The 26,183-nt window shown below is 39.6% G+C and carries 28 protein-coding genes and 2 tRNA genes; 10 read left to right on the top strand and 20 right to left on the bottom strand.

All coding sequences use genetic code 11. The features are described 5' to 3' along the window. Window position 1 precedes the first annotated feature (1 nt). The 3 genes from ACESMA_RS08680 to ACESMA_RS08690 all read right to left on the bottom strand — a co-directional run bounded on the left by ACESMA_RS08680 (window position 2) and on the right by ACESMA_RS08690 (window position 1,676). Window positions 2-74 (bottom strand) — tRNA-Gln (locus ACESMA_RS08680). 82 nt (window positions 75-156) lie between these two features. Beyond that, window positions 157-939 (bottom strand): ABC transporter ATP-binding protein, encoded by a 783-nt coding sequence (locus tag ACESMA_RS08685; protein ID WP_372948404.1) that lies wholly within the window; start codon window positions 937-939, stop codon window positions 157-159. After that, window positions 936-1,676, bottom strand: a complete 741-nt coding sequence (locus ACESMA_RS08690) for an MlaE family ABC transporter permease (protein WP_372948405.1) — start codon at window positions 1,674-1,676, stop codon at window positions 936-938. The genes ACESMA_RS08685 and ACESMA_RS08690 overlap by 4 nt, the downstream gene beginning before the upstream one ends. Window positions 1,677-1,863: 187 nt before the next feature. On the opposite strand from ACESMA_RS08690, the gene ACESMA_RS08695 reads away from it, so the two are divergent. Continuing rightward, on the top strand, window positions 1,864-2,952 hold the full coding sequence (locus tag ACESMA_RS08695; RefSeq protein ID WP_372948406.1) for a mannose-1-phosphate guanylyltransferase: 1,089 nt from the start codon (window positions 1,864-1,866) through the stop codon (window positions 2,950-2,952). 42 nt (window positions 2,953-2,994) lie between these two features. On the opposite strand, the gene ACESMA_RS08700 is transcribed toward ACESMA_RS08695, so the two are convergent. The 4 genes from ACESMA_RS08700 to ACESMA_RS08715 form a co-directional block, all read right to left on the bottom strand. Continuing rightward, window positions 2,995-6,399, bottom strand: coding sequence for an efflux RND transporter permease subunit (locus tag ACESMA_RS08700; protein ID WP_372948407.1), 3,405 nt, complete (start codon window positions 6,397-6,399; stop codon window positions 2,995-2,997). Window positions 6,400-6,428: 29 nt separating this feature from the next. Continuing rightward, on the bottom strand, window positions 6,429-7,547 hold the full coding sequence (locus tag ACESMA_RS08705) for an efflux RND transporter periplasmic adaptor subunit (RefSeq protein WP_372948408.1): 1,119 nt from the start codon (window positions 7,545-7,547) through the stop codon (window positions 6,429-6,431). Window positions 7,548-7,568: 21 nt separating this feature from the next. Continuing rightward, window positions 7,569-8,909: a TolC family protein gene (locus tag ACESMA_RS08710; RefSeq protein ID WP_372948409.1), complete on the bottom strand. Its 1,341-nt coding sequence runs from the start codon at window positions 8,907-8,909 to the stop codon at window positions 7,569-7,571. Between the two features lie 276 nt (window positions 8,910-9,185). Continuing rightward, window positions 9,186-9,860, bottom strand: coding sequence for a 2-C-methyl-D-erythritol 4-phosphate cytidylyltransferase (locus ACESMA_RS08715; RefSeq protein WP_372948410.1), 675 nt, complete (start codon window positions 9,858-9,860; stop codon window positions 9,186-9,188). Between the two features lie 45 nt (window positions 9,861-9,905). Here ACESMA_RS08715 and ACESMA_RS08720 point away from each other — a divergent pair, with 45 nt between their 5' ends. The 3 genes from ACESMA_RS08720 (at window position 9,906) to ACESMA_RS08730 (ending at window position 12,734) form a co-directional block, all read left to right on the top strand. Then, the gene (locus ACESMA_RS08720) at window positions 9,906-10,565 is read left to right on the top strand and encodes a DUF2461 domain-containing protein (RefSeq protein WP_372948411.1); all 660 of its coding nucleotides are present in this window, start codon (window positions 9,906-9,908) and stop codon (window positions 10,563-10,565) included. Between the two features lie 176 nt (window positions 10,566-10,741). After that, on the top strand, window positions 10,742-11,428 hold the full coding sequence (locus tag ACESMA_RS08725; protein WP_372948412.1) for a DUF5020 family protein: 687 nt from the start codon (window positions 10,742-10,744) through the stop codon (window positions 11,426-11,428). Between the two features lie 13 nt (window positions 11,429-11,441). Next, window positions 11,442-12,734, top strand: a complete 1,293-nt coding sequence (locus tag ACESMA_RS08730) for an NCS2 family permease (protein WP_372948413.1) — start codon at window positions 11,442-11,444, stop codon at window positions 12,732-12,734. Between the two features lie 75 nt (window positions 12,735-12,809). Here ACESMA_RS08730 and ACESMA_RS08735 read toward each other — a convergent pair whose 3' ends face one another. From ACESMA_RS08735 to ACESMA_RS08780, 10 genes are all read right to left on the bottom strand, one after another. Then, window positions 12,810-13,286 (bottom strand): hypothetical protein, encoded by a 477-nt coding sequence (locus ACESMA_RS08735; protein ID WP_372948414.1) that lies wholly within the window; start codon window positions 13,284-13,286, stop codon window positions 12,810-12,812. Window positions 13,287-13,344: 58 nt separating this feature from the next. Beyond that, window positions 13,345-13,866, bottom strand: coding sequence for a DUF4943 family protein (locus ACESMA_RS08740; protein ID WP_372948415.1), 522 nt, complete (start codon window positions 13,864-13,866; stop codon window positions 13,345-13,347). 34 nt (window positions 13,867-13,900) lie between these two features. Beyond that, window positions 13,901-14,224 carry a hypothetical protein gene (locus tag ACESMA_RS08745; RefSeq protein WP_372948416.1) on the bottom strand — a complete coding sequence of 108 codons (324 nt, stop codon included), beginning with the start codon at window positions 14,222-14,224 and terminating at the stop codon, window positions 13,901-13,903. Beyond that, a complete protein-coding gene (locus ACESMA_RS08750; protein WP_372948417.1) occupies window positions 14,214-14,621 on the bottom strand; it encodes a hypothetical protein in 408 nt (135 codons plus the stop codon). Before ACESMA_RS08750 ends, ACESMA_RS08745 begins: the two co-directional genes overlap by 11 nt. A gap of 71 nt (window positions 14,622-14,692) precedes the next feature. Continuing rightward, window positions 14,693-15,232: a DUF4943 family protein gene (locus ACESMA_RS08755; RefSeq protein WP_372948418.1), complete on the bottom strand. Its 540-nt coding sequence runs from the start codon at window positions 15,230-15,232 to the stop codon at window positions 14,693-14,695. Window positions 15,233-15,314: 82 nt separating this feature from the next. Further along, window positions 15,315-15,824 (bottom strand): hypothetical protein, encoded by a 510-nt coding sequence (locus ACESMA_RS08760; RefSeq protein WP_372948419.1) that lies wholly within the window; start codon window positions 15,822-15,824, stop codon window positions 15,315-15,317. A gap of 315 nt (window positions 15,825-16,139) precedes the next feature. After that, window positions 16,140-16,757 carry a hypothetical protein gene (locus ACESMA_RS08765; protein ID WP_372948420.1) on the bottom strand — a complete coding sequence of 206 codons (618 nt, stop codon included), beginning with the start codon at window positions 16,755-16,757 and terminating at the stop codon, window positions 16,140-16,142. 15 nt (window positions 16,758-16,772) lie between these two features. Further along, window positions 16,773-17,444 carry an outer membrane beta-barrel protein gene (locus tag ACESMA_RS08770; protein WP_372948421.1) on the bottom strand — a complete coding sequence of 224 codons (672 nt, stop codon included), beginning with the start codon at window positions 17,442-17,444 and terminating at the stop codon, window positions 16,773-16,775. Window positions 17,445-17,451: 7 nt separating this feature from the next. Beyond that, window positions 17,452-18,507, bottom strand: a complete 1,056-nt coding sequence (locus ACESMA_RS08775) for a TolB family protein (protein WP_372948422.1) — start codon at window positions 18,505-18,507, stop codon at window positions 17,452-17,454. Between the two features lie 183 nt (window positions 18,508-18,690). After that, window positions 18,691-19,122, bottom strand: a complete 432-nt coding sequence (locus ACESMA_RS08780; protein ID WP_372948423.1) for a hypothetical protein — start codon at window positions 19,120-19,122, stop codon at window positions 18,691-18,693. A gap of 371 nt (window positions 19,123-19,493) precedes the next feature. Between ACESMA_RS08780 and ACESMA_RS08785 the strand changes: the two genes are divergently transcribed. The 3 genes from ACESMA_RS08785 to ACESMA_RS08795 all read left to right on the top strand — a co-directional run bounded on the left by ACESMA_RS08785 (window position 19,494) and on the right by ACESMA_RS08795 (window position 20,183). Next, a tRNA-Val gene (locus tag ACESMA_RS08785) sits at window positions 19,494-19,568 on the top strand. Between the two features lie 14 nt (window positions 19,569-19,582). After that, window positions 19,583-19,831: a GIY-YIG nuclease family protein gene (locus ACESMA_RS08790; RefSeq protein ID WP_372948424.1), complete on the top strand. Its 249-nt coding sequence runs from the start codon at window positions 19,583-19,585 to the stop codon at window positions 19,829-19,831. A 103-nt stretch (window positions 19,832-19,934) separates the two neighbouring features. After that, entirely contained in the window at window positions 19,935-20,183 is a 249-nt protein-coding gene (locus ACESMA_RS08795; protein ID WP_372948425.1) for a GIY-YIG nuclease family protein, read from the top strand. Between the two features lie 121 nt (window positions 20,184-20,304). Here the strand turns inward: ACESMA_RS08795 and ACESMA_RS08800 are convergent, their stop codons facing one another. Next, entirely contained in the window at window positions 20,305-21,516 is a 1,212-nt protein-coding gene (locus tag ACESMA_RS08800) for a dipeptidase (protein WP_372948426.1), read from the bottom strand. Between the two features lie 78 nt (window positions 21,517-21,594). Next, complete coding sequence (locus ACESMA_RS08805) at window positions 21,595-22,542, bottom strand: hypothetical protein (protein WP_372948427.1); 948 nt, start codon at window positions 22,540-22,542, stop codon at window positions 21,595-21,597. 104 nt (window positions 22,543-22,646) lie between these two features. Between ACESMA_RS08805 and ACESMA_RS08810 the strand changes: the two genes are divergently transcribed. The 3 genes from ACESMA_RS08810 to ACESMA_RS08820 all read left to right on the top strand — a co-directional run bounded on the left by ACESMA_RS08810 (window position 22,647) and on the right by ACESMA_RS08820 (window position 25,167). Beyond that, the gene (locus ACESMA_RS08810) at window positions 22,647-23,726 is read left to right on the top strand and encodes a DUF3810 domain-containing protein (RefSeq protein WP_372948428.1); all 1,080 of its coding nucleotides are present in this window, start codon (window positions 22,647-22,649) and stop codon (window positions 23,724-23,726) included. A 126-nt stretch (window positions 23,727-23,852) separates the two neighbouring features. After that, window positions 23,853-24,068, top strand: coding sequence for a dodecin family protein (locus ACESMA_RS08815; protein ID WP_372948429.1), 216 nt, complete (start codon window positions 23,853-23,855; stop codon window positions 24,066-24,068). Between the two features lie 148 nt (window positions 24,069-24,216). Next, window positions 24,217-25,167: an aldo/keto reductase gene (locus ACESMA_RS08820; RefSeq protein WP_372948430.1), complete on the top strand. Its 951-nt coding sequence runs from the start codon at window positions 24,217-24,219 to the stop codon at window positions 25,165-25,167. A gap of 71 nt (window positions 25,168-25,238) precedes the next feature. Here the strand turns inward: ACESMA_RS08820 and ACESMA_RS08825 are convergent, their stop codons facing one another. Beyond that, window positions 25,239-26,141: a hypothetical protein gene (locus ACESMA_RS08825; protein WP_372948431.1), complete on the bottom strand. Its 903-nt coding sequence runs from the start codon at window positions 26,139-26,141 to the stop codon at window positions 25,239-25,241. Window positions 26,142-26,183 lie beyond the last annotated feature (42 nt).

Below are 26,183 nucleotides of genomic sequence, written 5' to 3' on the forward strand. Positions count from 1 at the left end.
GTTGTCCTGCCAGGGCTCGAACCTGGACTCTTCTGATCCAGAGTCAGACGTGTTGCCAATTACACCACAGGACAATTTTCGGGTGCAAAAATAATACAATTGTGCTGAAAAGAAATATCCTTTTTTAAAATCTTTGGCTGGTTTTTAGAAATGAGTTTATATTTTCTGCCCAAAATTTGACTCATTTTCCTCTTTCCGCATTTGAGCATACAATTTGTTGGCAAAAATAAAATCGTTTAGTTTCTCATTTTTCGTGTGTAAAATATCTTTGTTTGAACCTTGCCAGCAAACTTCTCCTTTTGAAATGAAAAGCACCGATTCACCAATTTCAATAACAGAATTCATGTCGTGAGTGTTGATAATGGTGGTCATGTTGAATTCTTTGGTCAAACTTTGAATAAGTTTATCAATTACCGTAGCGGTTTCCGGGTCGAGACCAGAGTTGGGTTCATCGCAAAACAAGTACTTCGGATTCAGGGAAATGGCGCGTGCAATGGCCACTCTTTTTTGCATTCCACCGCTTATTTCGCTGGGGAAAAGTTTAAATGCAGGAGTTTCAATGTTTACATGGTCGAGACAAAATTCCACCCTTTTTTGTTTTTCTTTTGACGACATGGACGTGAACATATCTAATGGAAATTTTACATTGGCAGCTACCGAAAGGCTGTCGAAAAGAGCGCCTCCCTGAAAAACCATTCCTACTTCGCGCCGCATCAATTTTCGTTCTTTTTCCGGCATTTCAACCAAATTTCTGTCGTCGTACCAAATTTCTCCCTTATCAATTTCATATAAACCCAAAATTGATTTTAGTAAAACCGTTTTTCCTGAGCCACTCCTTCCAATTATCAGGTTCGTCATGCCCGGTTCGAACCGGGTTGAAACGTTTGTCAGAACGGTAATTTCTTCAAATGATTTGTAAATATTTTTTACCTCTATCATGTTAGTAATAAACGGGTTAATATTAAGTCGAACAGCAAAATAAGAATGTTTGTATTCACAACCGCTTTTGTGCTGGCTGTACCCACTTCCAGGGCGCCTCCCTGAACGTAATAGCCGTAATAAGCCGGAACTGAGGCTACAATAAAACCGAAAACAACCGATTTTATCAACGAAAAAGTTACATAGTAGGGGTAAAAAAGCCACTGAATGCCATCAATATAATGCGGAATGGTAATAACACCGGCAATGGGGCCTGTTACCAACCCGCCCAGCAGTCCAAAAAACACACTGATAATGAACAAAAACGGGAAAACAAAAACTACCGCCAAAATTTTCGGAAGAATCAGGTAACTGGCTGAATTTACACCCATAATTTCAAGTGAATCAATTTGTTCGGTTACGCGCATGGTTCCAATTTCGGAAGTGATGTTAGAACCAATTTTCCCTGCCATAATAAGAGCCAGCATGGTAGATGAAAATTCAAGAATTAATGTGTCGCGGGTTCCCAACCCAACAAGAGTATGCGGATAAATTGGATTTGCCATGCTGTAGGCAAACTGAATGGTCATAATTCCACCAATAAAAATGGAAATGATAATGACAATCCAAACTGAATTCACACCCAAACTATCAATTTCATGAAACAGTTGCCTGATATACATTTTATGTTTTTCGGGCCGACCAAATACCCTGGCAAGCAACTTAAAGTATTTTCCTACATGAAAAAAGAATTTCATTTTAATCTATTTTTTGATTCACTTTTCGGTTTTAACCCCGTAAAAAGAATTGGCATAAATTTACAACATTAATAACTGAAACAAAACTTAATTCTTTTATTGGATGCTTTATAGGTATAAATAACTTGTATTTTATTCTGGTTCAGGTTAAAATTTTAATTTTGCACATATTAGAAAATTGAAGATTATGGAAAATAATTACTGTGTTATTATGGCCGGAGGCGTTGGAAGCCGGTTCTGGCCATTAAGCCGCCAGGCCAAACCAAAACAATTTCTCGATATTCTTGGAACAGGGCGAACCCTTATTCAACAAACATTTGACCGGTTTTCAACTTTTGTTCCGGTTGAAAATATTTTGGTTGTTACCAGTGTCCGGTACAAAGATTTGGTTATGGAACAACTGCCTGAATTAAAAAAAGATCAGGTGTTGCTTGAACCTTTGCGCCGGAATACAGCTCCTTGCGTTGCCTACGCATCGTATAAAATTAAAATTCAAAATCCTAAGGCAAATATTATTGTTGCACCCTCTGATCATTTGATTATTAAAGAGGAAGAGTTTGTACGTCAGATAAAACACGGACTTGATTTCATTAAAACACATGATGCCTTGCTTACTTTAGGCATAAAACCCAGCCGGCCCGAAACCGGTTACGGGTACATTCAGGTAAAAGAGAAGGTAAGTTTTAACCAACTCGACAATTTGTTTGAGGTGAAAACCTTTACAGAAAAGCCAAATCTCGATATGGCAAAAATTTTTCTGGAAAGTGGTGAATTTTTCTGGAATTCAGGAATTTTTCTCTGGTCGTTGCCATCCATTCTTTCTGCATTCGATAAATACCTGAGCGACGTGTCGGCGTTGTTTGCCAAAGGGCTGAAGCTTTACAATACTGAAGATGAGGTACATTTTATAAACAAAACATATTCTGAATGTCAGGGTATTTCCATTGATTACGGTGTGATGGAAAAAGCAAAAAATGTTTATGTTTTAACTGCCGATTTTGGCTGGAGTGACCTGGGAACCTGGGGTTCGCTTTACGAAAACAAGCAAAAAGATTCTGATGGAAATGTTATTCATGGGGAAAATGTTTTGATATACGATACCACTAATTGTATTGTAAATCTGAGTGATGAAAAAGTAGCTGTTTTACAGGGATTAAATAGTTATATTGTTGCAGAATCGAATGATACACTGATGATTTGCCGCAAAGAAGACGAGCAGCAGATTAAGCAGTTTGTTACCGATGTGAGAATTCAAAAAGGAGATTCACTGGTATAAAAAATGAACGGGGCTGCATTCAAAGCCCCGTTCGTTTTTTCTCTATTTGGGTAAATTCCCTGTCCATTTTTTTATCCGGTAGTTTATGCGAATGGTAAGCATGTACATTACCGGAATTATCAGCAAGGTAAGGAATGTGGCAAAAGTCAGCCCGAAAATTACCGTCCACGACATGGGGCCCCAGAATGCAACACTTTCGCCGCCAATTGATATTTGCGGGTCGAAGCGGGAGTAAAGGGTGAAAAAGTTGAAATTGAGGCCAACAGCCAAAGGAACAAGTCCCAATACTGTGGTAATTGCTGTAAGAAGCACAGGTCGTAAACGGGTTTTTCCGGCTTCAACAAGTGCTTCGCGCTGCATTTTTTGCGGGAGGAAAGCATCTTCGGACAAACCCAGCTCTTCCCGTTTGCGTTGCCTTACCAAATCAATATAATCGATAAGTACAATGCCATTATTCACAACAATACCAGCCAGGGATATAATACCCACTCCGGTCATTATAATTACAAATTCCATATTGAAAATTCCCAGACCCAAAAACACCCCAATGGTACTGAAAAGCACCGTTGCCACAATAATCAATGGCCTTATTAATGAATTGAACTGAGTTACCAGAATAATCATAATTAAGGCAACAGAAACCAATAAGGCAAAAAACAAAAATTCACTGCTTTCTTCCTGCTCCTGTTGTTCTCCTGTAAAAGCATAAGTATATCCATCAGGCATTTCGTAATTTGCAAGTAATTGACGGATGCGCTGATTAATCTGGTTGGGATTGTATCCTTCCACCACGTTGGAAGTTATGGTAATTGTGCGCTTATGGTCAATCCGGCTGATTTTATCGTAGGTTGAAGAATATTCATAACCGGCAACAGCAGAAATGGGAATGGTGTTTCCTTCCACTGTTACTTTTTGATTCATCAGGGTTGAAACATCGTTGCGATACGTTTCGTCAAGCCGTATAAAAATATCGTATTCTTCCTCGCCGTCCTTAAATTTGCCGGCTTCGTAACCATACAGTGCATTTCGCAGGGCCATTGCAATTTGCTGGGTCGAAAGTTCGAAAAGCCTGGCTTTTTCACGGTTAACCTGCACCAGCATTTCCGGTTGGTTTACATTTATATTCAGTTTCAGTTCATCTATTCCGGGAATATTATCATCGGCAATCAATCTTACAAAATCATCAGAAATAAGCACCAGTTGATCAAACTCGTCTCCCGAAATATCGATATTTACCGGAGGTCCTGTTGGTGGCCCGTTTTCATCTTTTTCCACATAAATTTTAGCGCCCACAAAACCTTTCAGATTTTCGGTAATTTGTTGCATAATTTTAGCCGTGCTTATTCCTTCCCTGAATTTATACTCAAGGAAAGATATGGATGTTAATGATTTGTTTGGACTTGCATCATTTTCGAATACACCGCCTTTTCCAACACCAACATTTGTGGTTACCGATTTAACGATGTGGTTAACCGGCTGCAGAGTTTCCTGGATGATTTTCTCCACTTCGTCGGAAACTTCATCTGTTTTTGCAAGCGAAGTTCCCAAAGGAAGTTCCATCGTTACAAAAATGGTTTGCGGATCGGTATCGGGGAAAAAAACCACTTTGGGATTTCCCGCAAAATAGAAAAACATGGAGAAGATTAGCAGGAAAACAGTCCCGCCAAAGTATGCCAGCGGCCAGTAACCGGTAAGTGCGTGCCGCAACTGGCGGGTGTAAATATTTTCGAGCCATACCAAAAATTTGGTTTGAAACCACCGGGCCAAAGGCCTTAGTACAATCAGGTTAAGAACTAAAAACAGCGTTACGGTAATGGCAAGGTTTCCAAGCAGCCAGATTTTTGCTATGTAAAACAACACCGCAACTACGGCAAAAATTGCAGCGTTTTTAAGTTGTTTTTTCCAGTTTAACCGAGCATTAATATCATCTATTTTCATAAATGAAGAAACAAATGCCGGATTTAAAATTAACGCTACAAACAGCGATGAGGCCAGCACCACAATAAGGGTTTTGGGCAACACACTCATAAACTGCCCAACAATTCCTTCCCATATAAGGAGTGGAAAAAATGCAGCCAGTGTAGTTAAAGTTGAAGTGATGATGGGATAAGCAATTTCACTTACTCCTTTTTTTGTGGCACCCATCAGAGAGTATCCGGAATTGAGTAGCCGGTAAACATTCTCCACCACAACAATGGCGTTATCCACAAGCATCCCCAGCGCCAGAATAAGCGAGTACAGTACCATGTTGTTGAGGGTAACTCCGGATTGTTGCAAAATAATAAAGGAAAGGAACATGGACATGGGGATGGCCAATCCTGCAAAAAGTGCATTTCTGAATCCCAAAAACATGAACAGTACAAAAACGACCAGAATCATTCCCAGAATAATACTGTTTTCAAGGTTTTGGATTTCGTCGCGAATGTAGAAAGAGAGGTCATCTGTGGTAACTACTTCGAGGTTGGGAGGAAGGTATCCTTTCTCTTTTTGCTCCTCTATAACACGTTTTACTTTTTCCGAAGCCTCCAGAATATTTTCTCCGGCTTTTTTTGTAACTGAAAGGGTAACAACCGGTTTGTCGTTCAGGCGGGCAATGGTCGATTGTTCTTTGTATCCGTCAATCACTGTTGCCACATCCCTGATGTAAACCGGTTTGCCCATATTCACTTTAATGATGGTGTTGGCAATCTGGTCAACATTTTTAAAATCGGCTACGGTGCGGATTATCCTGCGGGTGGCATCGGCTGTGAATTCTCCGGCTCCAATTGTAATATTTTCAAACTGAACGGCAAGTGCAATATCATCGAAGGTAAGTCCTACTGCATCAAGCTTGTAAGGGTCCACGTTAATTTGAATTTCCCTTTCTTCCACTCCACGTATGTTCACTTCCGAAATTTCCCGCAACCCTTCAAACTCATCTTGCAGAATTTCGGCATACCGTTTCAGATCGCGCATGCTGAAATCACCCGAGAGATTTACATTCATTATGGGAAACTCTGAAAAGTTAATATCGAGAACCAGCGGATCGTTTTGCAAATCGTCGGGCAGTTCCGACTTCGATTTATCCACCCGGTCTTTGGTGTCTTGCAAAGCTTGCTGGGTTTCAATATTTGTATTGAATTCAACCACCACAGTGCTCACATCCTGGTACGATGCCGAAGAAACCTTTTTAATGCCCTGCATTCCTTTCAGCTCCTTTTCAATGGGGCGTGTAATCAGGTTTTCTATTTCAACCGGCGAATTACCCGGGTAAATGGTTTGAACAAAAATGTAAGGCACAACTACTTCGGGCATTAATTCGCGGGGCATTTGGTTGTACGAAAAAATGCCGAAAAATACGAGTAGCCCGGATATTATATAGACCGTAGTTTTGTTTTTCAACGAAAGATAAGTAGGTTTAAACTTTCGGTGAATATGCTGCAGGTTGGGTTCTTTTTCCTTTACCATGTTGAAAACTGATTTAAAATGTTGCTGAATTAAAATACAACAGGAGTTCCGTCAGCTACCTGGCTGTACCCTTCCGAAATAATCTGCATTCCGGCCATAAGTCCGTCAACCACTTCGGTCCGGTTATTATTGGTCATTCCGGTTTCTAAATAAACCTTCCTGGCTTTTGGTGTTTCCTGCCCGTTTTCAACAATAAAGGTGTATTTTCCCCTAAAATCTTCTTTAATATAAAGCGACGGAACAACAATGGCATCATTTGCCACATAATCACGAATCCGTATAACGGAAATCAGGTTGGGTTTTATCATCCGGTCAGGATTATTTAAATCAATCCGGATTCTGAATGTGCGGTTGTTGGGGTCGATGGTGTTTCCAATACGGCGGATTGGCGCACTCATTTCGCGGCTAAGTGCCGGAAAAGTTATTTTTACCGAGTCGCCCTGCGAAACTTTGGTAAGATACGATTCAGAAACATCAGCATAAATTTTTACTGTTCCGATGTTGAGAACTTTTGCAAATGGAATTTGGGGACTTCCCATTTCCCCTTTTTTCTGAAAAACAATGTCAATCACTCCATCAATCGGCGATTTTATTTCCGACATTCTGATTTGCGCAGCCAGCCCGTCAATTCTTTTTTCCAGGCTTTCCATATTTGTTTTTGCCTGAAGGAATTGCATTTCCGAACCAATATTCTGGTCCCAAAGGTTTTTTTGGCGCTGAAAATTGGTTTCTGCCAGTTCCAGTTGAATTTTCATTTCATCCAGGCTCCGTGCAAGCGCATCGGTATTGAGCCTGCCCAAAACCTGTCCTTTTGAAACCTGCTGCCCTTCTGTTACCAGAACGGATTCAATTACGCCTGCCGATTCCGGGCTAACATCCACATCAAGATCGGCTTCAACTTTTCCTGTAACCTCTATAAAATGTTCAAAGCGTTGATTTTCAAGTTCGGTTACTGAAATTTTCACCCTTTCATCTCGTTTGGTATCGGCCAAATCGTTTTCCAGTACAGTAATTTTTGCCTGAAGTTCGGAAAGCTGTTGTTTGTAATTTTGCAACTCACTGCGTTTGCTTTCTTCGTCGCTAACCGGTGTGCTGCTGCATGATGCCAAAAATATTGCAGCGGCGATAAGTGTTGTAATTCGTTTCATATTTTTCTGTTTCTGAATTGTTTATAATTCTCCCATCGCTTTTTTTAGTTTTAAGTCGGCCTGCAAAAGCTGCATAACCGAACCCACGTATGAACCGTAAGTTTGCAGGTATTGGGTTTCCAGTTGCGACAGTTCTGTGCTGCTGGTTAACCCATTGTTGAATTTAATTTTCGATTTTTCCAGAATCTTTTCTGCCAACTGTCGGTTTTCCAAATCATTATCGTATTTTTCAATGGCTGATTCCATTTCGGCAACAGCCGTGAGGTAGTCTTTCTGCAGGGTTGTTTCTGCAAGCATTCTGTTGTTGGCTGCTTTTTCCAAATCAATTTTAGCTTGCTGAACTTTAAACACTTTTTGGCCCGAATTAAAAACCGGAATGGAAAGCTGAAGCCCCACCAGCGAAGACGGAAACCATGAAACACTTGATTTGAACAGGTTTGCATGGTTGCCGTATGCCGTTTTTGAATAGCTGTAAAATCCGCTCAAACTGGGGAGGAAGGCCACTTTTTCCAGCTTAAGCAATTTTTCAGAAACCTGAAAGTTGTTGGTTGCCAGCCGGTAATCAATGTGGTTTGAAATATCGAAGCTGCTTGATGTTCCTGAACTGGTCAGCGGCTGAAGAAATTTATCCAGATTATCGCTTAATTCAATATCAGCATCCATTTGAAAGCCCATGGCATATTTTAAAACCACTTTGGCAATGGCAATTTCACGTTCTGCTTTTAAAATTTCATTTTCGGCATTTTTAACCAGAATCCGCATCTGGTCAACATCCATTTCCTCGCGAAACCCATTATCGTAATATGCTTTGGTTTCAAAAAAAAGTTTTTTCACGTTTTCCAGGTTATCTTCCATTACTTTTTGGTTTTGCTGCCCTATTAATACCATATAATAAGCCTGGGTAACGGCGTCGCGAATTTCTACTTCGGTTTTCTCGTGGGCATGTTTGGCCAGGTTAAGGTAAATTTTTGTGGAATTCACGCCAACAATATATGAGCCGTCGAATATGAGTTGCGAAACGGTAATCCCGAAATCGGAGCTGTAATCCTGTCCAAATTTAACCGGAATGTATGTGCCTGCGTCTTCTCCGAAAAACTCGCCGGGAATTAGCGAAACCGGCAAATCGAGAAATTTATTGTAGTTGGCCGTTCCTGAAACCTGGGGCAGCCCGATTGTTACAGTTTTCCAAACTTCTTTCTGCGCTAAAGTAATGTCGCTGCGTGTATTTTTTAAAACATAGGAGTTTTCCATAGCAAATTGCCGTGCTTCTTCCAGCGAAAAAATGTGGTTTTGGGCTAATGCACCTGTTGTTGCAAATACCAAAATAAGCAGCCAGATTTGCTGTTTCAATCTGTAAGTCATCTGAATTCTGTTTAATTGTTTTCTGTTTTGTCAATTCAATATCTCAAAAAAATGTGTCATTATAAAAGTGTTAATTGTCTTTTAATAATTACAATAACACTCAGACTATTTTTTTGATTACTAAATGTGAAACAAAACTAAATTGTCAGGGAAAAAAATTATACAGTTAATCGGCAAACAGCGAAATAAGCTTAATAAATGTAAAATTATCAAAGGTAAAGTCCCGATAGCAAAAGATAAGTTATAAGATTTTCACCGGTAAATAACAGAACCGGCTTATTCGTTGTGTTTTGGAAGTAAAGTTTTGGCTATAACCAAATCTTCAGGAAAAGTAATTTTAATGTTTTCACGGTTGCCTTCCACCAGGTGTATTTGTGTTCCGGTGTTTTCCAGAACTGAAGCATCGTCGGTAAATTCCGGCAAATACTCTTGGTTAAAAGCATTTTGAATAAGTTGAATACGAAAAGTTTGCGGCGTTTGAACCAGGAAAAACCGGTTGCGGTCAACTGCCTTGTTTTGGCCGTTAAAAACTTCACGAACAGATTCCGATGGTGCAATTACAGGCAAAGCATTGCCCTTCCTCAGCGCTGTTTGAAAGCAGTTTTCAATGGTTTGGGCCGAAACCAGCGGGCGCACGCCATCGTGAATAAACACAATTCCATCCTGGTTAATTTGTGCCAACCCGTTTTTAACCGAATGAAACCTGGTTTTGCCACCTTTTACCACCAAATGTTTTATGTTGAAATTGTACTTTTCGCAAAGGTTTTCCCATGTGCCAATCTCCTTTTCGGGCAGAACCAGAACGAATTCAAAATTTGCATCGGCCTTGAAAAAAGCCTGGAATGTATGCATTAAAAGCGGCATTCCGTTCAATTCAATAAACTGTTTCGGAACAGGTGAATTCATCCGGTTGCCACTTCCCCCAGCCACAATCAATGCAAATTTTCTCATAAAAAAGAATTACCTTGGCATAAAAGTAACGCAATTTAAAAAACAATGGAAAAAGTATTGCAATTTCTTCGGGAGCTTTCAGAAAATAACACACGCGAATGGTTCGATGCCAACCGGGACAGGTACCAGGAAAGCAGGGAAAAGGTTTTGTTTGTTACCGATGTTTTAGTAAACGAAATCAGAAAATTTGATAAGGAAATTCCTGTTTTAAACGCCAAAGATTGTATGTTTCGGATTTTTCGCGATGTTCGGTTTTCGAATGATAAACGCCCGTATAAAACCAATTTTGGCAGTTTTATTTCGAAAGAAGGCCGGAAAAGCCAGTTGCCGGGGTATTATTTTCATATTGAACCCGGAGAAAGTTTTGTGGGCGGAGGAGTTTATATGCCCGATGCCGGGCCGCTAAAATCAATCAGAGAATACATTTCGCGTTTCCCTGAAGAATTTATAGAAATCATTAACCAGTCTGAATTCAAATCGGTATTTTCCGAAATGTACGATCATCAATTGAAAACTGCGCCAAAAGGTTTTCCTAAAGATCATGAATTTATTCACCTGTTGCGTTACAAGTCGTTTGTATTTTCAGCACCAGTTTCTGACATAGAAATTACGAATGGAGATTTTATTGAAATTGCAGTAAATTCCTTTAAACAACTGCACAAATTTAATGCTTATTTATACGATGCTTTAAGGGAATTTTTGTAAAAAAATTATTTGGAAATTGAGGCCAACTTTCATAACTTTACAACATCTTAATAGATGACCCATATTTTTTTATCTTCCCGATGAAAAAATAGCCCCGGCAAAAGAATTTGCCGGGGTTTATTTTTAAATAAGTTTTCTATTTTTGCCGCCATTAAAAATTCTAAAAACCAAATAATATGAAACGAGTTCTACTGTCCTTAGTTTTTGTTACAGCTCTTTTTACAGCCAAATCACAAAATGTTCAGCTTCATTACGACCTGGGTGAAGGAAGAAACTTTTTTACCACAACGGTTGAAATGTTCAGGCCCGACAGTTGGGGAAGCACCTTTTTCTTTATCGATATGGATTACAGTTCCGATACCCGTAATATCGATAACGGAGTTTCGCTGGCTTATTGGGAAATTGCCCGGAGTTTTAAATGGAATGAAAACCAGAAGTTTCAGCCCCGGGTTGAATACAATGGCGGCGTTTTTAAATTGGATGGAGATGAAACTCCGTTTATTCCAATAGAAAACTGTTTGCTGGCCGGTGTGGAAAGAACATTTGCCTCAGGCGATTTTTCTAAAATATTAACCCTGCAGGCCAACTACAAACGCATAAAAAACAAAGAGGATGCCTCGTTCCAGTTAACTGCAGTCTGGACCATCCAAATGCTGGAAGGCAAATTGACATTCACAGGATTTGCCGATTTCTGGAAAGAAGAAATGTTTTGGGGAACAGATTACCGCTTCCTTTCAGAACCGCAACTGTGGTTTAACGCTACTAAAAATTTAGCATTGGGAACCGAAATTGAATTAAGCAACAACTTTGTGGCTGATGAATTTAAGGTAATGCCAACTTTGGGTGTAAAATATACCTTCTAAAAAAACCTGAGTTATGTTCGAAAAATATTTCAAACTAAAAGAAAACAAAACAACGGTTAGAACCGAAATTTTGGCAGGGATAACCACGTTTATGACGATGGCCTACATTCTTGCAGTGAACCCTGATATTTTGAGTGCCACAGGCATGGATAAGAATGCGTTGTTTACTGCAACTGCGCTTTCGGCCATGGTGGCAACCATTGTGATGGCGCTGGTGGCAAAATTACCGTTTGCCCTGGCACCGGGAATGGGTCTCAACGCTTTTTTTGCATTTACCGTAGTGCTTGGAATGGGTCACTCCTGGCAATTTGCTTTAACTGCAGTTTTTCTTGAAGGAATTATTTTCCTCTTGCTTACTGCTTTTAATATTCGCGAACTCATTATAAATGCCATTCCACTTTCAGTAAAACACGCCGTTTCTGCCGGTATTGGTTTGTTCATCGCTTTTATTGGTTTACAAAATGCAGGCGTAATTGTAAACAACGATGCTACCCTTGTTGGCCTGGGAGATATGGGTTCTCCGGCTGTGCTGATAGCAATGGGTGGAATTGTTTTAACTGCTGTTTTACTGGCTTTAAAAGTAAAAGGCGCTTTACTTATTGGAATTTTTACTGCAACTATTGCCGGATTGCCTCTTGGCGTTACCCAAATGCCCGAAGGTCATTTGGTTGGTGCACCGCCATCGCTTTCTCCCATTTTTTTCAAATTTGAATTCGCTGAAATTTTTACGCTCGATATGGTGATTGTGTTGTTCACCTTCCTTTTTGTGGATATGTTTGATACGGTTGGTACGCTGGTGGGTGTTTCGGATAAAGCCGGAATGTTAACCAAAGACGGGAAAGTGCCGCGTGCAAAACAGGCGCTGTTTGCCGATTCAATCGGTACCACAGTTGGCGCCATGCTGGGAACAAGTACGGTTACCACTTATGTTGAAAGTGCATCGGGTGTGGCCGAAGGTGGAAAAACCGGATTAACATCCCTCACCACTGCAGGTTTGTTTTTGGTAGCGTTGTTTTTTGCCCCGCTGTTCACCATGGTTCCGGCTGCTGCAACAGCTGCCGCCCTGGTTTTGGTAGGTTTTTTTATGATGTCGCCCATTCAAAAAATCAATTTTGAAGATTTTACCGAAGCTATTCCGGCATTTATCACCATTATTGTAATGCCGCTTACTTACAGTATTGCCGAAGGAATTGTTTTCGGTATGTTGTCGTATGTTTTCCTGAAACTTTTAACCGGAAAGCTGAAGGATATTTCGGTGGTTATGGTTGTTTTGGCAGCGCTATTTGTGCTGAAGTTTTTTATATAAATATTCTCAGAAAAAATTAAAAAACAGAGCCGGCAAAAGTTATACAATTTGCCGGCCCTGTTTTTTAAACGATTTTCATTCTACCCGTTCAAAATGGTAATTAAACCTGTCGCAACACGGAGAACTTAAATGCAGGGTATCGTTTCCGGTGTAATGTACATACTTTACCCTGTCTGAAAAAAACGAACCCGATTGTTCATCTTTTTCAAAATCAACTTTTAACCGTAAATCGTTAGGATTCCAGAGAGCAGGCACTATTTTACCATATTCCAGCAGGCTGTTGTCTTTTACAAAACCATAGATTTCCACTTTTTTAATGACCAGGTAATCAAAATCGGGGTCATAACCTAAACCGTGAAATCCGCCGGAAATATCAAATATTTTCCATGTGCCGTAAATTTTCAAATCCTGTTCAGAGAAAATTTCTGCATTAAAATACCTGGTTGATTCCACTTCGTCAAGTACCTTTGGTATTTCAATGGTTTCTTCGTTGCAGGCAGTGAATAATCCTGCCAAAATTAAGAGGGTGAAGAAGTATCTTGAAGTTTTCATGGCAAGTTTATTTTGTTGTTTTTAACGATTCATCTCAGGTTATACTTTTTCGTTGTAATTAATGCCACCTGTAATCCGTTTCGGCTAATGGGTCAATATTTTTAAACTCGTCGAAATTTTTGTGTTTGTTTTCGTTCCACCAGTCGAAATAGGCTTTGGCTGCAACTGCATGAGATTCATCACTGTTAACTAATTCTAACCCCTCCGAATTGCGCAATCCTAAAACAAGATTTTGGGATGGAAAATTTCCAAACACGTGTTCAGTTTTAATTGCATCTGTCCTAATAGCTTCAATTGTCCATAAAACATACATGCCCAGTTTACATTCCGGTATCATCAACGATGAAAACATGTTATGAGGAAAGTTGGTTATCATCTGGTTTTCATTTCGGTATTGCAGAAGTAAAGGAATGTCTTCAGCGGTGAATGGTGGAAGTTTCAAAAATTTATATTCACCTTTTTTTAGCAATTCAATGTATTTTTCTACCTCAATATTATTAATATCAACTACATCATCTTTATCGCAACCTAACGCGCTGAATAAGAAGATTATTAGTACTGAAATTTTAAAGGTTTTCATGGTATTTTGGATTTTATGAATTTCAAAAATCTATCTATTCAACTTTTTTAATTTCAATGATTTCGCAATCAATGAATGGCGAACAAAACTCATTTATACCCAGTTCTTTGTATTTCACGTTTACACGGTCATCGGTTTTAAAGGTTATTATTTCATCGATTGAAACGACTAAGGTATCGCCGTTGTCGAAGTGAATTTGTTCGGCACAGTGCCACAAACCGCCACTTAACCAGACTTTTCCATTTCCTTGTTTAATGCCATCGTCAACATCATCTTTTTTATTACAGGAAAAAAGAAACATAAACAGGAATCCGAGCAGAACAAGTTTTTCTATTTCTTGCGATTTTTCAGAATTCATTGTGGTATTCTTCGCTCATCTTATAAATCTTCAAACTGTTTTCATCTACCGAAATGATTTGCCATTTGTAGTCGGCCGTGCCACCCCAGTAATCAACAGTTATAATTAGCAATGAATCCTGCCGCTGCCATGTTCCTTCAAAATCGGCGTAAGCAATTGGCGGAGTTCCGCACCATCCGGCATTTTTTCTTTCGATAAAAATCTGGTTTGATTTAAACTCAAACCCGTAGTCGTTAACTTTCAGGGAATCTGCTCTGGTAAATTCCATGATGGTATCATTTTCCAACTGGTTTGTCCAGCTACCCATTAATTCATCTGAATTCTGAATAAATAATTCAGGTTCCTTTTCGCATGAAAACAACAGAACAGGGAATAAAAACAAAATCAGTTTTTTCATCATCCAAATATTTGCGGTTACTTTTTCAAGATGCTTTTAATATACAATCGGTTGCGTTGAAATTGAAATATTTAAAACCATTGGTAAGAAGTACCTTCCAATGGATTTTTATTTTTCCAATCCTTGTTTTTGAAATTATCCCACCAATCTTTATAAAAGTCCCTGACGATAAGTATTTCATTTCCTTTTAACCCCTTGTATCGTTCACTTTTATTTTTTGCTGCATCAATTAAAAAAGGGTCAAGCGAACCATATCCGGCGCCATTGCGAATTCCTTCCACGGTCCACAACAAACACTCACCCAAAATAAAATATTCCCGTCCTTCGGGAAATGGCCGGCGCGACGAGAGTGGATTAACCGGGAATGCCACAATGTGAGTAGTGTCTTTTGAAAAGTTGATTAGCGATTGAATATGATTTTCAGAAAAATTTGGCATCAAAAGCCATACGTTTTCACCATTGTCTCCTTTCTTATATTTATTGTATTTGCCACTTTTTAGTTGATTCACAAAGATTTCGACATCCGGATTATCCAGGTCAAAGTCATCTTTTTTGCATCCAACGATTAAAAAAAGGCATGCTGCAGCAATCAAAACAAATCTGCTTTTCATCATCCAACGATTTTTGGTTACTTTTTTAAGATGCTTTTAAAAATCAAATGGTTGCGTGCAGAAAATAATTTTTCCTACCTTTTTAAAAACTATACCCAAAAGATACTCCGCCTGACGGATGAAGTTCATTGCCATCCAGTTCATACATTGGGGTGAAACCAATTCTGAAAATAAAACGTCCGTTGGGTTTTTGGTACCGGTAACCAGCGCGCCCGGTTAAAAAAGTGCTCCAATCCCTTGTGTTTTCGCCCGTTAAACGCTGCATTTCTTCATTGGTAAAAGCCGTTCCCAACCCAAATTCAATATGGTGCCGGTTGAAGGAAATCAGTTCGTTAATAGATACCGGAATCCAAAATTCCCGCACATCGGTTGACGGAGGATACCACGCAAAGCCTGCCTGGGCAGTGGTTTTATAATTTTCTCCGTTTAACAGAATGCGTTCGTAATTAACGGAATAAAAAGCTCCGTGCCCGAACAACTCCAACTGGATGCTGTTTTTGTGCTGAAACTCAAACGGCAGGGTTACTTTTTCCTGACAGAAAGCTGTGAAGGTTGCTAAAATGATAATTGCAGTTGTGATGATTTTTTTCATGGCAGAAGGTTTTTTGTTTTGAAAGCTATAACGATTCTTCTGCAATTTTTATTTCATCTTCGGTTAAATCATACAGTTCATAAACCATTTGGTCTATTTCGCGATCGGTTTTTTCGATTTCAGCATTAATTTTAACTCTTTAATTTGTTGCTAAAATGAAGGGACAAAATACAATTTTATCATAACATTAAGGATAAAAATTCCCGGTAAATCCGTATTCGTGTGTTAAAAGCATTTGTTTGATAAGAAAAAATGTAGTTGAAAAATGACGTTGATTTTTTGCAGGTGGTTTCAGTTTCTATGTATCATTCAGGTTTAATTTGGTTTTGTTTTTCTTTTTCTCAATAATCCAAGCATTGTTCCAATCCCAACGCCATAATAAACTCTGTATTTATTTATTTCGAGCATAGGCGAAACGGTTAATCCAAAAACCGATGTAAATGGAAACTCAATTTTTGGGTTGATAATCAGGCTCGCGGCATTGTTTCTTTTGTAATTCCAGGTATAATTTTCGAAAAAAAAAGATCCATCATCAATCTTTTGCCAGTTTTCAGGCTCTCTTATTATTGTATAACCTATTCCAACTAAAAAATTGATCCTGATTGTTCCACTTTTGTTTAACCTGTCAATTTTTCCAAAAGCAATTTGGTAATTTTCAATTTGATCATAAGGATTTTCCAATCCCAAAATCATTACTTTTATCAAACCAGAGGAGTAATCTTCAGGTTGTGATTTTGGTTTTCGGATATTCCCATTGTATCCGATTTTTAAAGAAAACCGTTCGTTATATACGTAATTCAGGTCTGCATTTAGTCCGATGTAATTTCCGAAATTTAGTTCCTGTGAAAGATAAATTGCATGATTTTCAGCAAATTGTGCATGAACCCATTCAATGCTGAAAATGAACAGTGATATTATTATTGTTCTCTTCATCAATTTTCAACGCTATTATTTTTTTGGGGATAGTCCATGTTTTATTCCCACTGAAACTGAAAATCCATAATGCCTCAAATTGTGATCGCCAAAATAGTCTATATTTGAAAATGTAGTTAAACTATGTTTGTAAGCTAACGCCGAACAAATTATAAGTTTCTCTGACAAAGCACGTTCAATGCCAATCTCAATTAATCCTCCAAAGTCAAATTTTGAAATATAATCCATTTGATCAACCGTTTCCTGTCCGATAACTAGTTTTGAATCGTTTAGTTTAGGGATAATTGATTCTGCAGTAACCGGGAATGCAGGCACCATTCCAATTTTTGGAATAATCTTTATTTTATTTCCTATTTCGTATCCAATTTTTATGGGAATACTCATATAGTCAAAATTCATTTCAGAATTTACTTCCCCGTAATACGTTCCATATTCATCAACGAGACTAAATTTTTCAGAAAATCCTTGCTGCGAATACAAAACATCTACTCCAATTCGGTATCTGTCGGAAAGTTTGAGGTCGTAGGTAATTCCGCCAGTAAATCCAGCTCTCATTTCTGAATTATAGAAGATTTCATTAGCTGATATGTTTGTAAGATTCAGACCTACCTGCATTCCTATAATATGCGTTTGCCCAAAAGCAGTTGTTGTTAATGCAATGAATAAAATGATTAGAATCTGTTTCATTGTTATTTTAATTAGTAATTTTTTTTCTTTCAATACCAACAAAATACAAGTCAAATCCGCCTTTTCCGCCCGGCCGGTTCGATGAAAAAATCATCATGTCGTTGTCGAATTCCCATTTATCGGATCGCACAATGGGCCTGAATTCATCGTATTCCGAATTAATTTCACTCCCAAAATTGACGGGTTCGCTCCACTTTCTGTTTTCAAAAACGGAGTAATACAAATCGTACCCGCCAAATCCGCCGACTCTGTTCGAGGCAAAAACCAGTATGTTATTGGTAATGGACGGGCATTTGTCATCAAATCCGGAAGAAAGAACACCATCTTTTTCAACGGACGCTGAACTGTTTTCAGCTAAAATTTCAACGATTTCTTTGCTGTTGTCGGTTTCAACTTTGTAAATATCAAATTTGCCGCCTCTGTTTGACGTAAAATAAATTTCAGAGTTATTGTTATTGAAGGTTGGATAAGCATCATCAAAATCTGAATTTAGAAATTCAACAGCAATGGGGTCTTCATAATTTTCATTTTCAAGATTCTGAGTAAAAAAGATATCCTGATTTCCGTTTGAATTGTTTGAATAAAGGAAAATGTAAGTTTCAAACCTTCCGTTCATATTCGTTCCGCCACTGGTTCTTCCCATGGGAATAAGGCAGGGCCCAAACTCGTCAAAAGGTGAATTGATTTTGTTTAGCGCCTTATTGATATTTTCATTTTCAATATGAACAGAAAGATTGGCTCGGGTTTCTTCATAAATGTCAAGTTTCCCGTTTTTTTTCGAAAATTCCACCGACATCAGTTTGTAAACGATATCGAAATTTTCACCTTTGCTGTTTCTGTTCGATGAAAAACAAAAAGGAAAAACATCCAAAAAAACGGGGATGTCGGAATTGTAATCGTCGAACTCCGTATTAAATTCCTCTAAATTAACCGGCGAGGTTGGAAAGTGGCCAATGGTATATTTGTTTCCTCCCCAGTTCAGGTTGAATAAATCGCAGGAAAACAGTGTCATTGAAGCTACTAAAAGGAGAGCGGAACTTTTGTAAAAAATATTGTTTTTCATTGGAATAGTTTTTTTTAACATGATGGTTTTTCAATGGTATTGGTTGCGTTAAAAAATCATTTTTAAAAGCAAAAGCAGCATTAAAATGACAAACAGGGCAATTCCTGTAATTTTATTGTTGTTGAAGTCGTAAAGTTTCATATTCAATTTGTTTTGGCTGTTTAGCTAACCTTTTGGGTTGTTTTAATATTCGTATAAAATCTGGTCACCGGAATTTGTAATATTTAGTAACACCTTATTTCCATCGACTTGTAAATCTTTAACATCAAACGTTATTTCTTTCCCAATATAGGCATCACACAGTTCCTGATTTTTTAAAGACAACCGTAAATTTCTTTGAGGTGGATTGGAATAAAGAATAATCCCTGAATCAATTAACTTTACTTCCCAGGAACTTCCGCTGCAGCCACTTGAGGCAAAATTAATTTCTAAACAATCAGCATTTATTTCGGCACTGTTTATCGTAAGCTGGTCATTGGGTGCAGTATTGTACTTTTCTTTGCTTACAATAACCGTTTGGTCGCAAACTGTAGATAAATTGTCGGTTTCTTTGTCACAGGAAGTTAATAACAGTCCGGTTATTATTGCTCCAAATATATATTGTAAGGTTTTCATAATTCTGTTTTTCGTAAGATGCAAATGTTTAAAATTAGGTTGCGTTAAAATTAGCTTTTTAAGTTCAGTTTTTCCCTGTAAACTCCTAAATTCTGTTTTTCCCTGTCATTCATCTGAAATTTTGTACTAATTTTGCCGGCACTTGGGTTGTTACCTGCCTGCCTGCCGGCAGGGCTCAGTTGGTATAGTCCGCCAGCCGGCGGATGACAGGGTAGGGGTCGTTAGTTCAGTTGGTTTAGTCCGCCAGTTGGCGGATGACAGGCATAGGGGTTGTTAGCTCAGTTGGTTTAGTCCGCCAGTTGGCGGATGACAGGGATAGGGGTTGTTAGCTCAGTTGGTTTAGTCCGCCAGTCGGCGGATGACAGGGTAGGGGGTCGTTAGTTCAGTTGGTTTAGAACGCATGCTTGACAGGCATGAGGTCGGCAGTTCGAATCTGCCACGACCCACATAAACTTTCAGAATGTACTTTGTTTACGCACTGTATTCATCAAAATTCGATAAGATCTATATTGGGTCCAGCGAAAATCCTGAAAAAAGATTACAATCACATAATGATGAACGAAATAAAGGTTGGACGCGTAAATTCCAACCGTGGCAATTAGTTTACACCGAAGAATGTGCGACAAAAACAGAAGCTTTAAAAAGAGAAAAGCAACTGAAAACTGCAGCTGGAAGAAGATTTGTATGGGAATTAATTAAGAATAATTGATTCCATTTAAAATGTTAGATCAGTTGGTTTAGTCCGCCAGCCGGCGGATGACAGGGTAGGGGTCACTGGTTCGAATCCAGTACGACCCACATAAACTTTCAGAATGTACTTTGTTTACGCACTATATTCATCAAAATCCGATAAGATCTATATTGGGTACAGCGAAAATCCTGAAAAAAGATTACAATCACATAATGATGAACGAAATAAAGGTTGGACGCGTAAATTCCAACCGTGGAAATTAGTTTACACCGAAGAATGTGCGACAAAAACAGCAGCATTAAAAAGAGAAAAGCAACTGAAAACTGCAGCTGGAAGAAGATTTGTATGGGAATTAATTAAGAATAATTGATTCCATTTAAAATGTTAGATCAGTTGGTTTAGTCCGCCAGCCGGCGGATGACAGGGTAGGGGTCACTGGTTCGAATCCAGTACAACCCACAAAATTCAGAGCTGGATTTTTCCGGCTCATTTTATTTTTTTGCCAACTCTTCCACTTCCCTGAACACCCTGAAAAAATTGCCGCCCCACACTTTCAAAATTTCTTCTTCGGTATAACCCCGTTTTACCATTTCGCGGGTGATGTTGGGCATCTGGCTCACATCTTCGCAGTCGGCCAAACCGCCGCCACCGTCAAAATCGCTGCCAATGCCTACGTAGTCAATTCCCACCAGGTTTTTTACATGGTCAATGTGGTCCACCAAATCGGCAACGGTTGGCAAGTCCTTTGGATATTTTTCACCGGTTTCGCGCCATTTTTGCCTGAAGGCTGCTTTTTCTTCATCGGTCATCGACTCAAATTCAGTGTTGTAAATTTTTCGCAGCTCCTGCATTTTTTTGTAGCGAACTGTTGTGGTGTCGGGGTCTTTTATGTAGTCATCGAGCAGACAGATTTGAATAACACCGCCGTTTTTGGCCAGTGCTTTAATCATGTCGTCGGTCATGTTGCGTGGATGACGGGCAAAGGCGCGCACACTGGAGTGGGACGCGATTACCGGCGCTTTACTGCGTTTCATTACATCGAAAAATGCCTTGTCGGAAATATGTGAAACGTCAACCATAATTCCCTGGCGGTTCATCTCTTTTACCACCTTTTTTCCAAATTTACTCAGGCCGTTATGTTCCGGTCCGGCTGCATCGGTCGAAGAGTCGCAGATTTCATTGTTTTTGGAATGGCTTAGTGTAATGTACCGCACTCCCTTGTTGTAAAATTCCTGAACACGTTTGATGTCAGTTCCCAACGGAAATCCGTTTTCCATGCCAATGTAAATGGCCCGCTTTCCGGCAATTTTCAGCCGTTCGGCATCGGCAGATGAGGTAGCAACTTCGGCCAGGTGGTTGTATTTTTTGCAAACCGCCCAGGTAGAATCAATCATCTGGTGTGCCCTTTTGTAGGCTTCTTCCGTATTTTCGGCAGTCCGTTCCCGTTGGCCGGTAAAAGCTGCAAAAAAGATGGCATCCAGTCCGCCTTCTTTCATGCGCACAAAGTCCACACGGCTGCGGGGAGCTTCATTTCGCTGTCCCACATCAAAACCTTCGTTGAGCAAAGCCATCGGCGTGTCAACGTGGGTATCAACGGTCAGTGCCTTTGCATGAATTTTTTGTGCCCTCAATTCTTCATTTTGGCCGGAAACTGAAATGGATACAGATAATGCAATAATCGCGGTTGAAATTAATTTAATCATATTATGATTGATAACAAAACTTTGCAATTATACAAAAAGTATGCTGACCGTATTTACAGCAGATGAGAAAAGTTAGAATTACTTTTTTTCCGCACCAAACCGGTAGGTTATTCCCATTTTAAAAGTATGGTAGTGGTAATCATTTATTCCGGTAATAAATTCAGCCTTCCAGTCGATTGATTTGCCTGATTTTTCAATATTCAGCCGGTACACCAGCGGGTCATTGTTGCCGGTCACACCAATAAATTCATACACATCGTATCCAAAATATCCGCCAATTTCGTTGGCTACCGAAAAGTTGTTTTTGCGCAATTTCAATCCTGCTTCAACCAGCGGACCTTCGTCTTGTGCCATTTCCACCTTGTTGGTTTGCCACAAATAGAATCCGCCCAAACCTGCAATGCGCAATTCGTCCAAAATTCCGGTTTTTGGGAAAAAGCTCTTTCCGAGCGCCAGGTAAAAATAGTTGGTGCCGGCATCGGAATAGCGGCCATGTTTCATTAATCCGGTTGTGTTTTTAAACGAATAATTCAGGGTGATATCGGGCAGTTTTTTGTGATTTTTTAAAACCTGAATTCGGGTACTAATCCACAAATCGCCCTGGTGGGTAATCCAGCCGGGGTCGTCGTAGTAAATTTGCCTTTCGTCTCTTTTTTCGTTTGTCATTCTGAATGTTTCGGTGGGGAAACCCCAAAAGCGAACCTCCACTTTTTCGGGAACAACAATCCATCGAATACTCAGAAATGAATTCACAGCCGTATCGCCTTTCATAAAATGGGTGTGGATGCCGGTTTCCAGGCTCGATGAACCTGCAACCAGCGCGTAATCCATTTCGGGTACGGGAAGTGCATTCGGCCCCATAGTTCCGGGGGCCACCTGAATCCATTTGTTCACATGGCTGCTGCCAAAATCGGTCCAGTCTTTGGTGCTCCGCGACTGCCCGAAAGATTCAGGCGACAAAGTCAGGCTGAAAATTATCAGGAGCAAAACTTTTACTTTGCGATGTTTTTTATGCCAATAAATCATAAAAAATAATTCAGCTTCAAAAATAAGTTTTTACCTCAAACTATTCGTTCATCCGAGAGTTTTCTATTTTTGGCAAAAATGAATGGATAACATTTTGGTTTCGAATGAAAAAACATAGAAAAAAAATAAAAAACCTGCGCTGGTTTCTGCTCCCGCTTTTTGCTGTCTTTACATTTTTTCTGACAGAACTGGCTGCCCGAAACCCGGTTTGGATTGAAAAATACTACACGCAGGGAATTTATCCGGTTATTGCCACATTTCTTTCATTTTTAAGCAATTTGTTCCCATTCTCGCTGGGTGACCTGTTTTACGGGTTTTTAATTCTGTTGCCCGTCGTACTGATTCTGTTCGGTTTTTTAAAACGAATATCGTGGAAGTTTGCTTTAAAACTTGGGCTGAACATTTTAGCGCTGGTTTATATTTCATTCTACTTTTTATGGGGTTTCAATTATTACCGGAGCGATTTGAACCAGCGCCTGGAAATATCTGAACAAAAACCTGCCACTGAAAATTTTATCAGGGTGTTTGAAAACCTGGTTGAACAGGTAAATGCATCGCGAACTGATTTTGAAAGCATCACAAAAGCCGAAATTGATTCACTTGTTGAGGTTTCTTTTGAAAAATGGGCCCCGGTATTAAAGTTGCAATATCCCCTGGGAAGACGAAGAGCCAAAGAAATTACCCTGAGCCGGTTTTTTGCGCAGGCAGGAATTTCGGGCTATTACGGGCCATTTTTTAACGAAGTGCATATAAACCGGCACAACCTGCCGCTGGAATATCCATTTGTTTTGGCACATGAAAAGGCTCACCAGTTTGGAATAACCAGCGAGGCCGAAGCCAATTTTTATGCCTGGGTGGTTTGTTCTCAAAGCGAATCGAAACACCTGCAATATTCGGCAAACCTGGCTATACTCAGGTACTTTCTTTACCAGGGAAATCGGCTGGAAGAACTTCCTCAAATTATCGAAAAACTGGATGAAGGAGTTAAAGCCGATTTCAGAAAAATAAGGGAACACTGGCTGGAGTTGCGAAATGAAAAGATCGATCAGGCTGCTTCGAAAGCAAACGACGCCTACCTGAAAGCCAATAAAATAGAAAAGGGAATTCAGGATTATACCGGTGTGGTGAAACATGTAATGGATTTCTCAGCAGATTCTGTTTTTATGAAGAAACAGGCATTCTAACTCCTTTTTGTGGTTTCCTTTTAAAACATAAATACAGAATTTTGTCTCCATGTTTAAAACAAAACAGGTGAAGTATCGTAAAAGAGGACATTAATAAAAATTCTTAAAACCTTAAAACAATTTATTATGTCTGACAGTATTTACAAAATTATCGAAGTTGTGGGCAGCAGTCCCGAGTCGTGGGAAAAAGCAGCCCAAAATGCCATCGCCCGTGTGTCCGAGTCGTTATCTGATTTGCGTATTGCTGAAGTTTGCAAGATGGATATGCATCTGCATGAAGGTAAAATTCAGTACTATCGCGTGAAAATGAAAATTTCATTTAAGTATCACGGACATGAATAGTACTTTTCCCGGGTTTCAAAGAGGTGTCAGTTCATGGCACCTTTTTGTTTTTAGCGATAATAATTGCAGATGAAAAACTGGTAATGCAATTTTTAAATCGTTATATTTAAGGTCTTTTTGCAAGATTAAATCATTTAATTAACTCAATATGAAACGAAGAAAATTTATAAGGAACAGCGCCATGGGAACCCTGGCATTAACAATTCCTGTCATCCGAAGTTTTGGAAGTAATTTTTCACCCAGTTATGAAATTCCGAAAAGGGTACTGGGTAAAACCGGAGAAAAACTTTCCGTTATTGGTTTTGGCGGTATTATGCTGAACGATAATCCGCAGGATTTCGCCAACGAACTGGTGGCCAAATCTTACGAATTGGGCGTAAATTATTACGATGTTGCTCCTTCGTACGGAAATGCTGAAGAACGGCTTGGCCCGGCACTGAAGCCTTACCGGAATAATTGTTTTCTGGCCTGCAAAACCGGCAAACGCGACGCTGAGGGCGCACAGCAAGAACTGGAGAACTCACTCCGGCTGATGCAAACCGACCATTTCGATTTGTACCAGCTTCATGCTTTAAGTTCGGTAGAACAGGTGGAACAGGTTTTTGCCCCCGGCGGCGCTATGGAAGTTTTTGAAAAGGCCAAAAAAGACGGTAAGGTGAAGTACCTTGGATTTTCGGCACACTCGGTTGATGCTGCCATGTTGGCTATGAAAAATTACGCTTTCGATTCCATTTTGTTCCCCATCAATTTTGCATGCTGGAATGCCGGTGATTTCGGCCCGCAGGTTTATGCCGAAGCTGAAAAACAGGGCATGGGAATTCTAGCGCTCAAAGCCATGGCTCTGACCCGACTGAAAGATGGCGAACAGAAATTTTACAAAAATGTTTGGTACAAGCCTATTTTGGATGAGGAAATTATGAAAATGGCGTTAAAATATACCTTGTCGAAAAATATTACTGCGGCAGTTCCTCCGGGAAAAAATACGCTGTTTTTAAAAGCGTTGGAGTTTATGGATGGATTTGGCGAAATTACTGCTGAAGAAACTCAAAAACTTACTGAACTATCGCAGGTTACCGAACCTATTTTTATGCACGCCTGAAAGCAGAGTAATGGCAAAAAAAAATTGGTCTGTCAAGTGAATGGCAGACCAATTTTTTTTGAACCTGGTTCTTACCTCAATTCAAGTGTAGTGGTTCCAATATTGTGTCCGTCGGCAAACAAGTCAATGGTGTAAGTTCCCGCCATCAATTCGGGTTCGTTGGTGTTGTCCCAGAAAATGGCCACGGGCAAATCGTGCCCTTCGTAAACCACTTCGCGCATGGCTGAGTACTGAATTCTCAAATCTTCAAACTGAAAAAGATTGTCGGCCGATTTACTCATCAGCAACTGGTCAGGGCGCATAATGCGCACATAAATATTTTTGCTGCCTCTTCGGGCGGTAATGTTTTCGTTTATAATGAAATAGACTCTTATGCGTTCTGCCCGACTGGCAAACCGGGTATCTTTATTCCTGGAATTCAGCGCTTCGGCCATCAATTCACGCACCTGAAGCACTGCAGCCCTTTGCAGGTTTTGTTGAAGCCGGTCTTTCTCTTCACTTATCTGCTGTTTTTCAGTTTCCGATCGTTTAAATTGTTCTTTTACTTCCAGGTTTTCTGCCATTAACTCCTGGTTTCGGCGGTTGAGTGAATCTATTTGAACCACAAAATCGCGCATGATGGTGCGTAAGGTAGTTACCTGTTTCTGGTAGGAGTTGATTTTCTCCAGACTTACTCTTTTGGTTTGCTCAATTTCTATCAGTAAATCTTTCACTTTTGCCTGTGCTACAAATAATTGGTCGTTAATGGTATCATTTTCGGTTTGTAACGAATCGTAACTCACCACCAGGCCGCTCAATTCCATTTGAATAGAGTCCTTTTCGGCATTCAGTTCATTTACAATTACCCGGTGTTCCTTGTTTTGCAGGTAATACAAAACTCCTACGGCAACAAGAACTAACGCAAGCACTATTACAATTATATTGTTCCGCCGTTCTTTGGCTTTTATTTTTTTCAGGTCATCCAATTCACTCATCGTATATCTTTTATCTAAATCATAGAACGCCACAAAATTAAT

Source organism: Mariniphaga sp. (assembly GCF_041687215.1).
Taxonomy (GTDB): Bacteria; Bacteroidota; Bacteroidia; order Bacteroidales; family Prolixibacteraceae; genus Mariniphaga.

Excerpts from the sequence above, each read along its gene's own strand:
- ACESMA_RS08775 (WP_372948422.1), bottom strand. The coding sequence starts at position 18,507 with ATGAAAAACAATATTTTTTACAAAAGTTCCGCTCTCCTTTTAGTAGCT.
- ACESMA_RS08705 (WP_372948408.1), bottom strand. The coding sequence starts at position 7,547 with ATGAAACGAATTACAACACTTATCGCCGCTGCAATATTTTTGGCATCA.
- ACESMA_RS08825 (WP_372948431.1), bottom strand. The coding sequence starts at position 26,141 with ATGAGTGAATTGGATGACCTGAAAAAAATAAAAGCCAAAGAACGGCGG.
- ACESMA_RS08805 (WP_372948427.1), bottom strand. The coding sequence starts at position 22,542 with ATGATTTATTGGCATAAAAAACATCGCAAAGTAAAAGTTTTGCTCCTG.
- ACESMA_RS08815 (WP_372948429.1), top strand. The coding sequence starts at position 23,853 with ATGTCTGACAGTATTTACAAAATTATCGAAGTTGTGGGCAGCAGTCCC.
- ACESMA_RS08700 (WP_372948407.1), bottom strand. The coding sequence starts at position 6,399 with ATGGTAAAGGAAAAAGAACCCAACCTGCAGCATATTCACCGAAAGTTT.
- ACESMA_RS08725 (WP_372948412.1), top strand. The coding sequence starts at position 10,742 with ATGAAACGAGTTCTACTGTCCTTAGTTTTTGTTACAGCTCTTTTTACA.
- ACESMA_RS08735 (WP_372948414.1), bottom strand. The coding sequence starts at position 13,286 with ATGAAAACTTCAAGATACTTCTTCACCCTCTTAATTTTGGCAGGATTA.
- ACESMA_RS08810 (WP_372948428.1), top strand. The coding sequence starts at position 22,647 with ATGAAAAAACATAGAAAAAAAATAAAAAACCTGCGCTGGTTTCTGCTC.
- ACESMA_RS08690 (WP_372948405.1), bottom strand. The coding sequence starts at position 1,676 with ATGAAATTCTTTTTTCATGTAGGAAAATACTTTAAGTTGCTTGCCAGG.
- ACESMA_RS08755 (WP_372948418.1), bottom strand. The coding sequence starts at position 15,232 with ATGAAAAGCAGATTTGTTTTGATTGCTGCAGCATGCCTTTTTTTAATC.
- ACESMA_RS08750 (WP_372948417.1), bottom strand. The coding sequence starts at position 14,621 with ATGAAAAAACTGATTTTGTTTTTATTCCCTGTTCTGTTGTTTTCATGC.
- ACESMA_RS08795 (WP_372948425.1), top strand. The coding sequence starts at position 19,935 with ATGTACTTTGTTTACGCACTATATTCATCAAAATCCGATAAGATCTAT.
- ACESMA_RS08685 (WP_372948404.1), bottom strand. The coding sequence starts at position 939 with ATGATAGAGGTAAAAAATATTTACAAATCATTTGAAGAAATTACCGTT.
- ACESMA_RS08715 (WP_372948410.1), bottom strand. The coding sequence starts at position 9,860 with ATGAGAAAATTTGCATTGATTGTGGCTGGGGGAAGTGGCAACCGGATG.
- ACESMA_RS08740 (WP_372948415.1), bottom strand. The coding sequence starts at position 13,866 with ATGAAAACCTTTAAAATTTCAGTACTAATAATCTTCTTATTCAGCGCG.
- ACESMA_RS08760 (WP_372948419.1), bottom strand. The coding sequence starts at position 15,824 with ATGAAAAAAATCATCACAACTGCAATTATCATTTTAGCAACCTTCACA.
- ACESMA_RS08800 (WP_372948426.1), bottom strand. The coding sequence starts at position 21,516 with ATGATTAAATTAATTTCAACCGCGATTATTGCATTATCTGTATCCATT.
- ACESMA_RS08820 (WP_372948430.1), top strand. The coding sequence starts at position 24,217 with ATGAAACGAAGAAAATTTATAAGGAACAGCGCCATGGGAACCCTGGCA.
- ACESMA_RS08770 (WP_372948421.1), bottom strand. The coding sequence starts at position 17,444 with ATGAAACAGATTCTAATCATTTTATTCATTGCATTAACAACAACTGCT.
- ACESMA_RS08730 (WP_372948413.1), top strand. The coding sequence starts at position 11,442 with ATGTTCGAAAAATATTTCAAACTAAAAGAAAACAAAACAACGGTTAGA.
- ACESMA_RS08790 (WP_372948424.1), top strand. The coding sequence starts at position 19,583 with ATGTACTTTGTTTACGCACTGTATTCATCAAAATTCGATAAGATCTAT.
- ACESMA_RS08765 (WP_372948420.1), bottom strand. The coding sequence starts at position 16,757 with ATGAAGAGAACAATAATAATATCACTGTTCATTTTCAGCATTGAATGG.
- ACESMA_RS08710 (WP_372948409.1), bottom strand. The coding sequence starts at position 8,909 with ATGACTTACAGATTGAAACAGCAAATCTGGCTGCTTATTTTGGTATTT.
- ACESMA_RS08780 (WP_372948423.1), bottom strand. The coding sequence starts at position 19,122 with ATGAAAACCTTACAATATATATTTGGAGCAATAATAACCGGACTGTTA.
- ACESMA_RS08720 (WP_372948411.1), top strand. The coding sequence starts at position 9,906 with ATGGAAAAAGTATTGCAATTTCTTCGGGAGCTTTCAGAAAATAACACA.
- ACESMA_RS08695 (WP_372948406.1), top strand. The coding sequence starts at position 1,864 with ATGGAAAATAATTACTGTGTTATTATGGCCGGAGGCGTTGGAAGCCGG.
- ACESMA_RS08745 (WP_372948416.1), bottom strand. The coding sequence starts at position 14,224 with ATGAATTCTGAAAAATCGCAAGAAATAGAAAAACTTGTTCTGCTCGGA.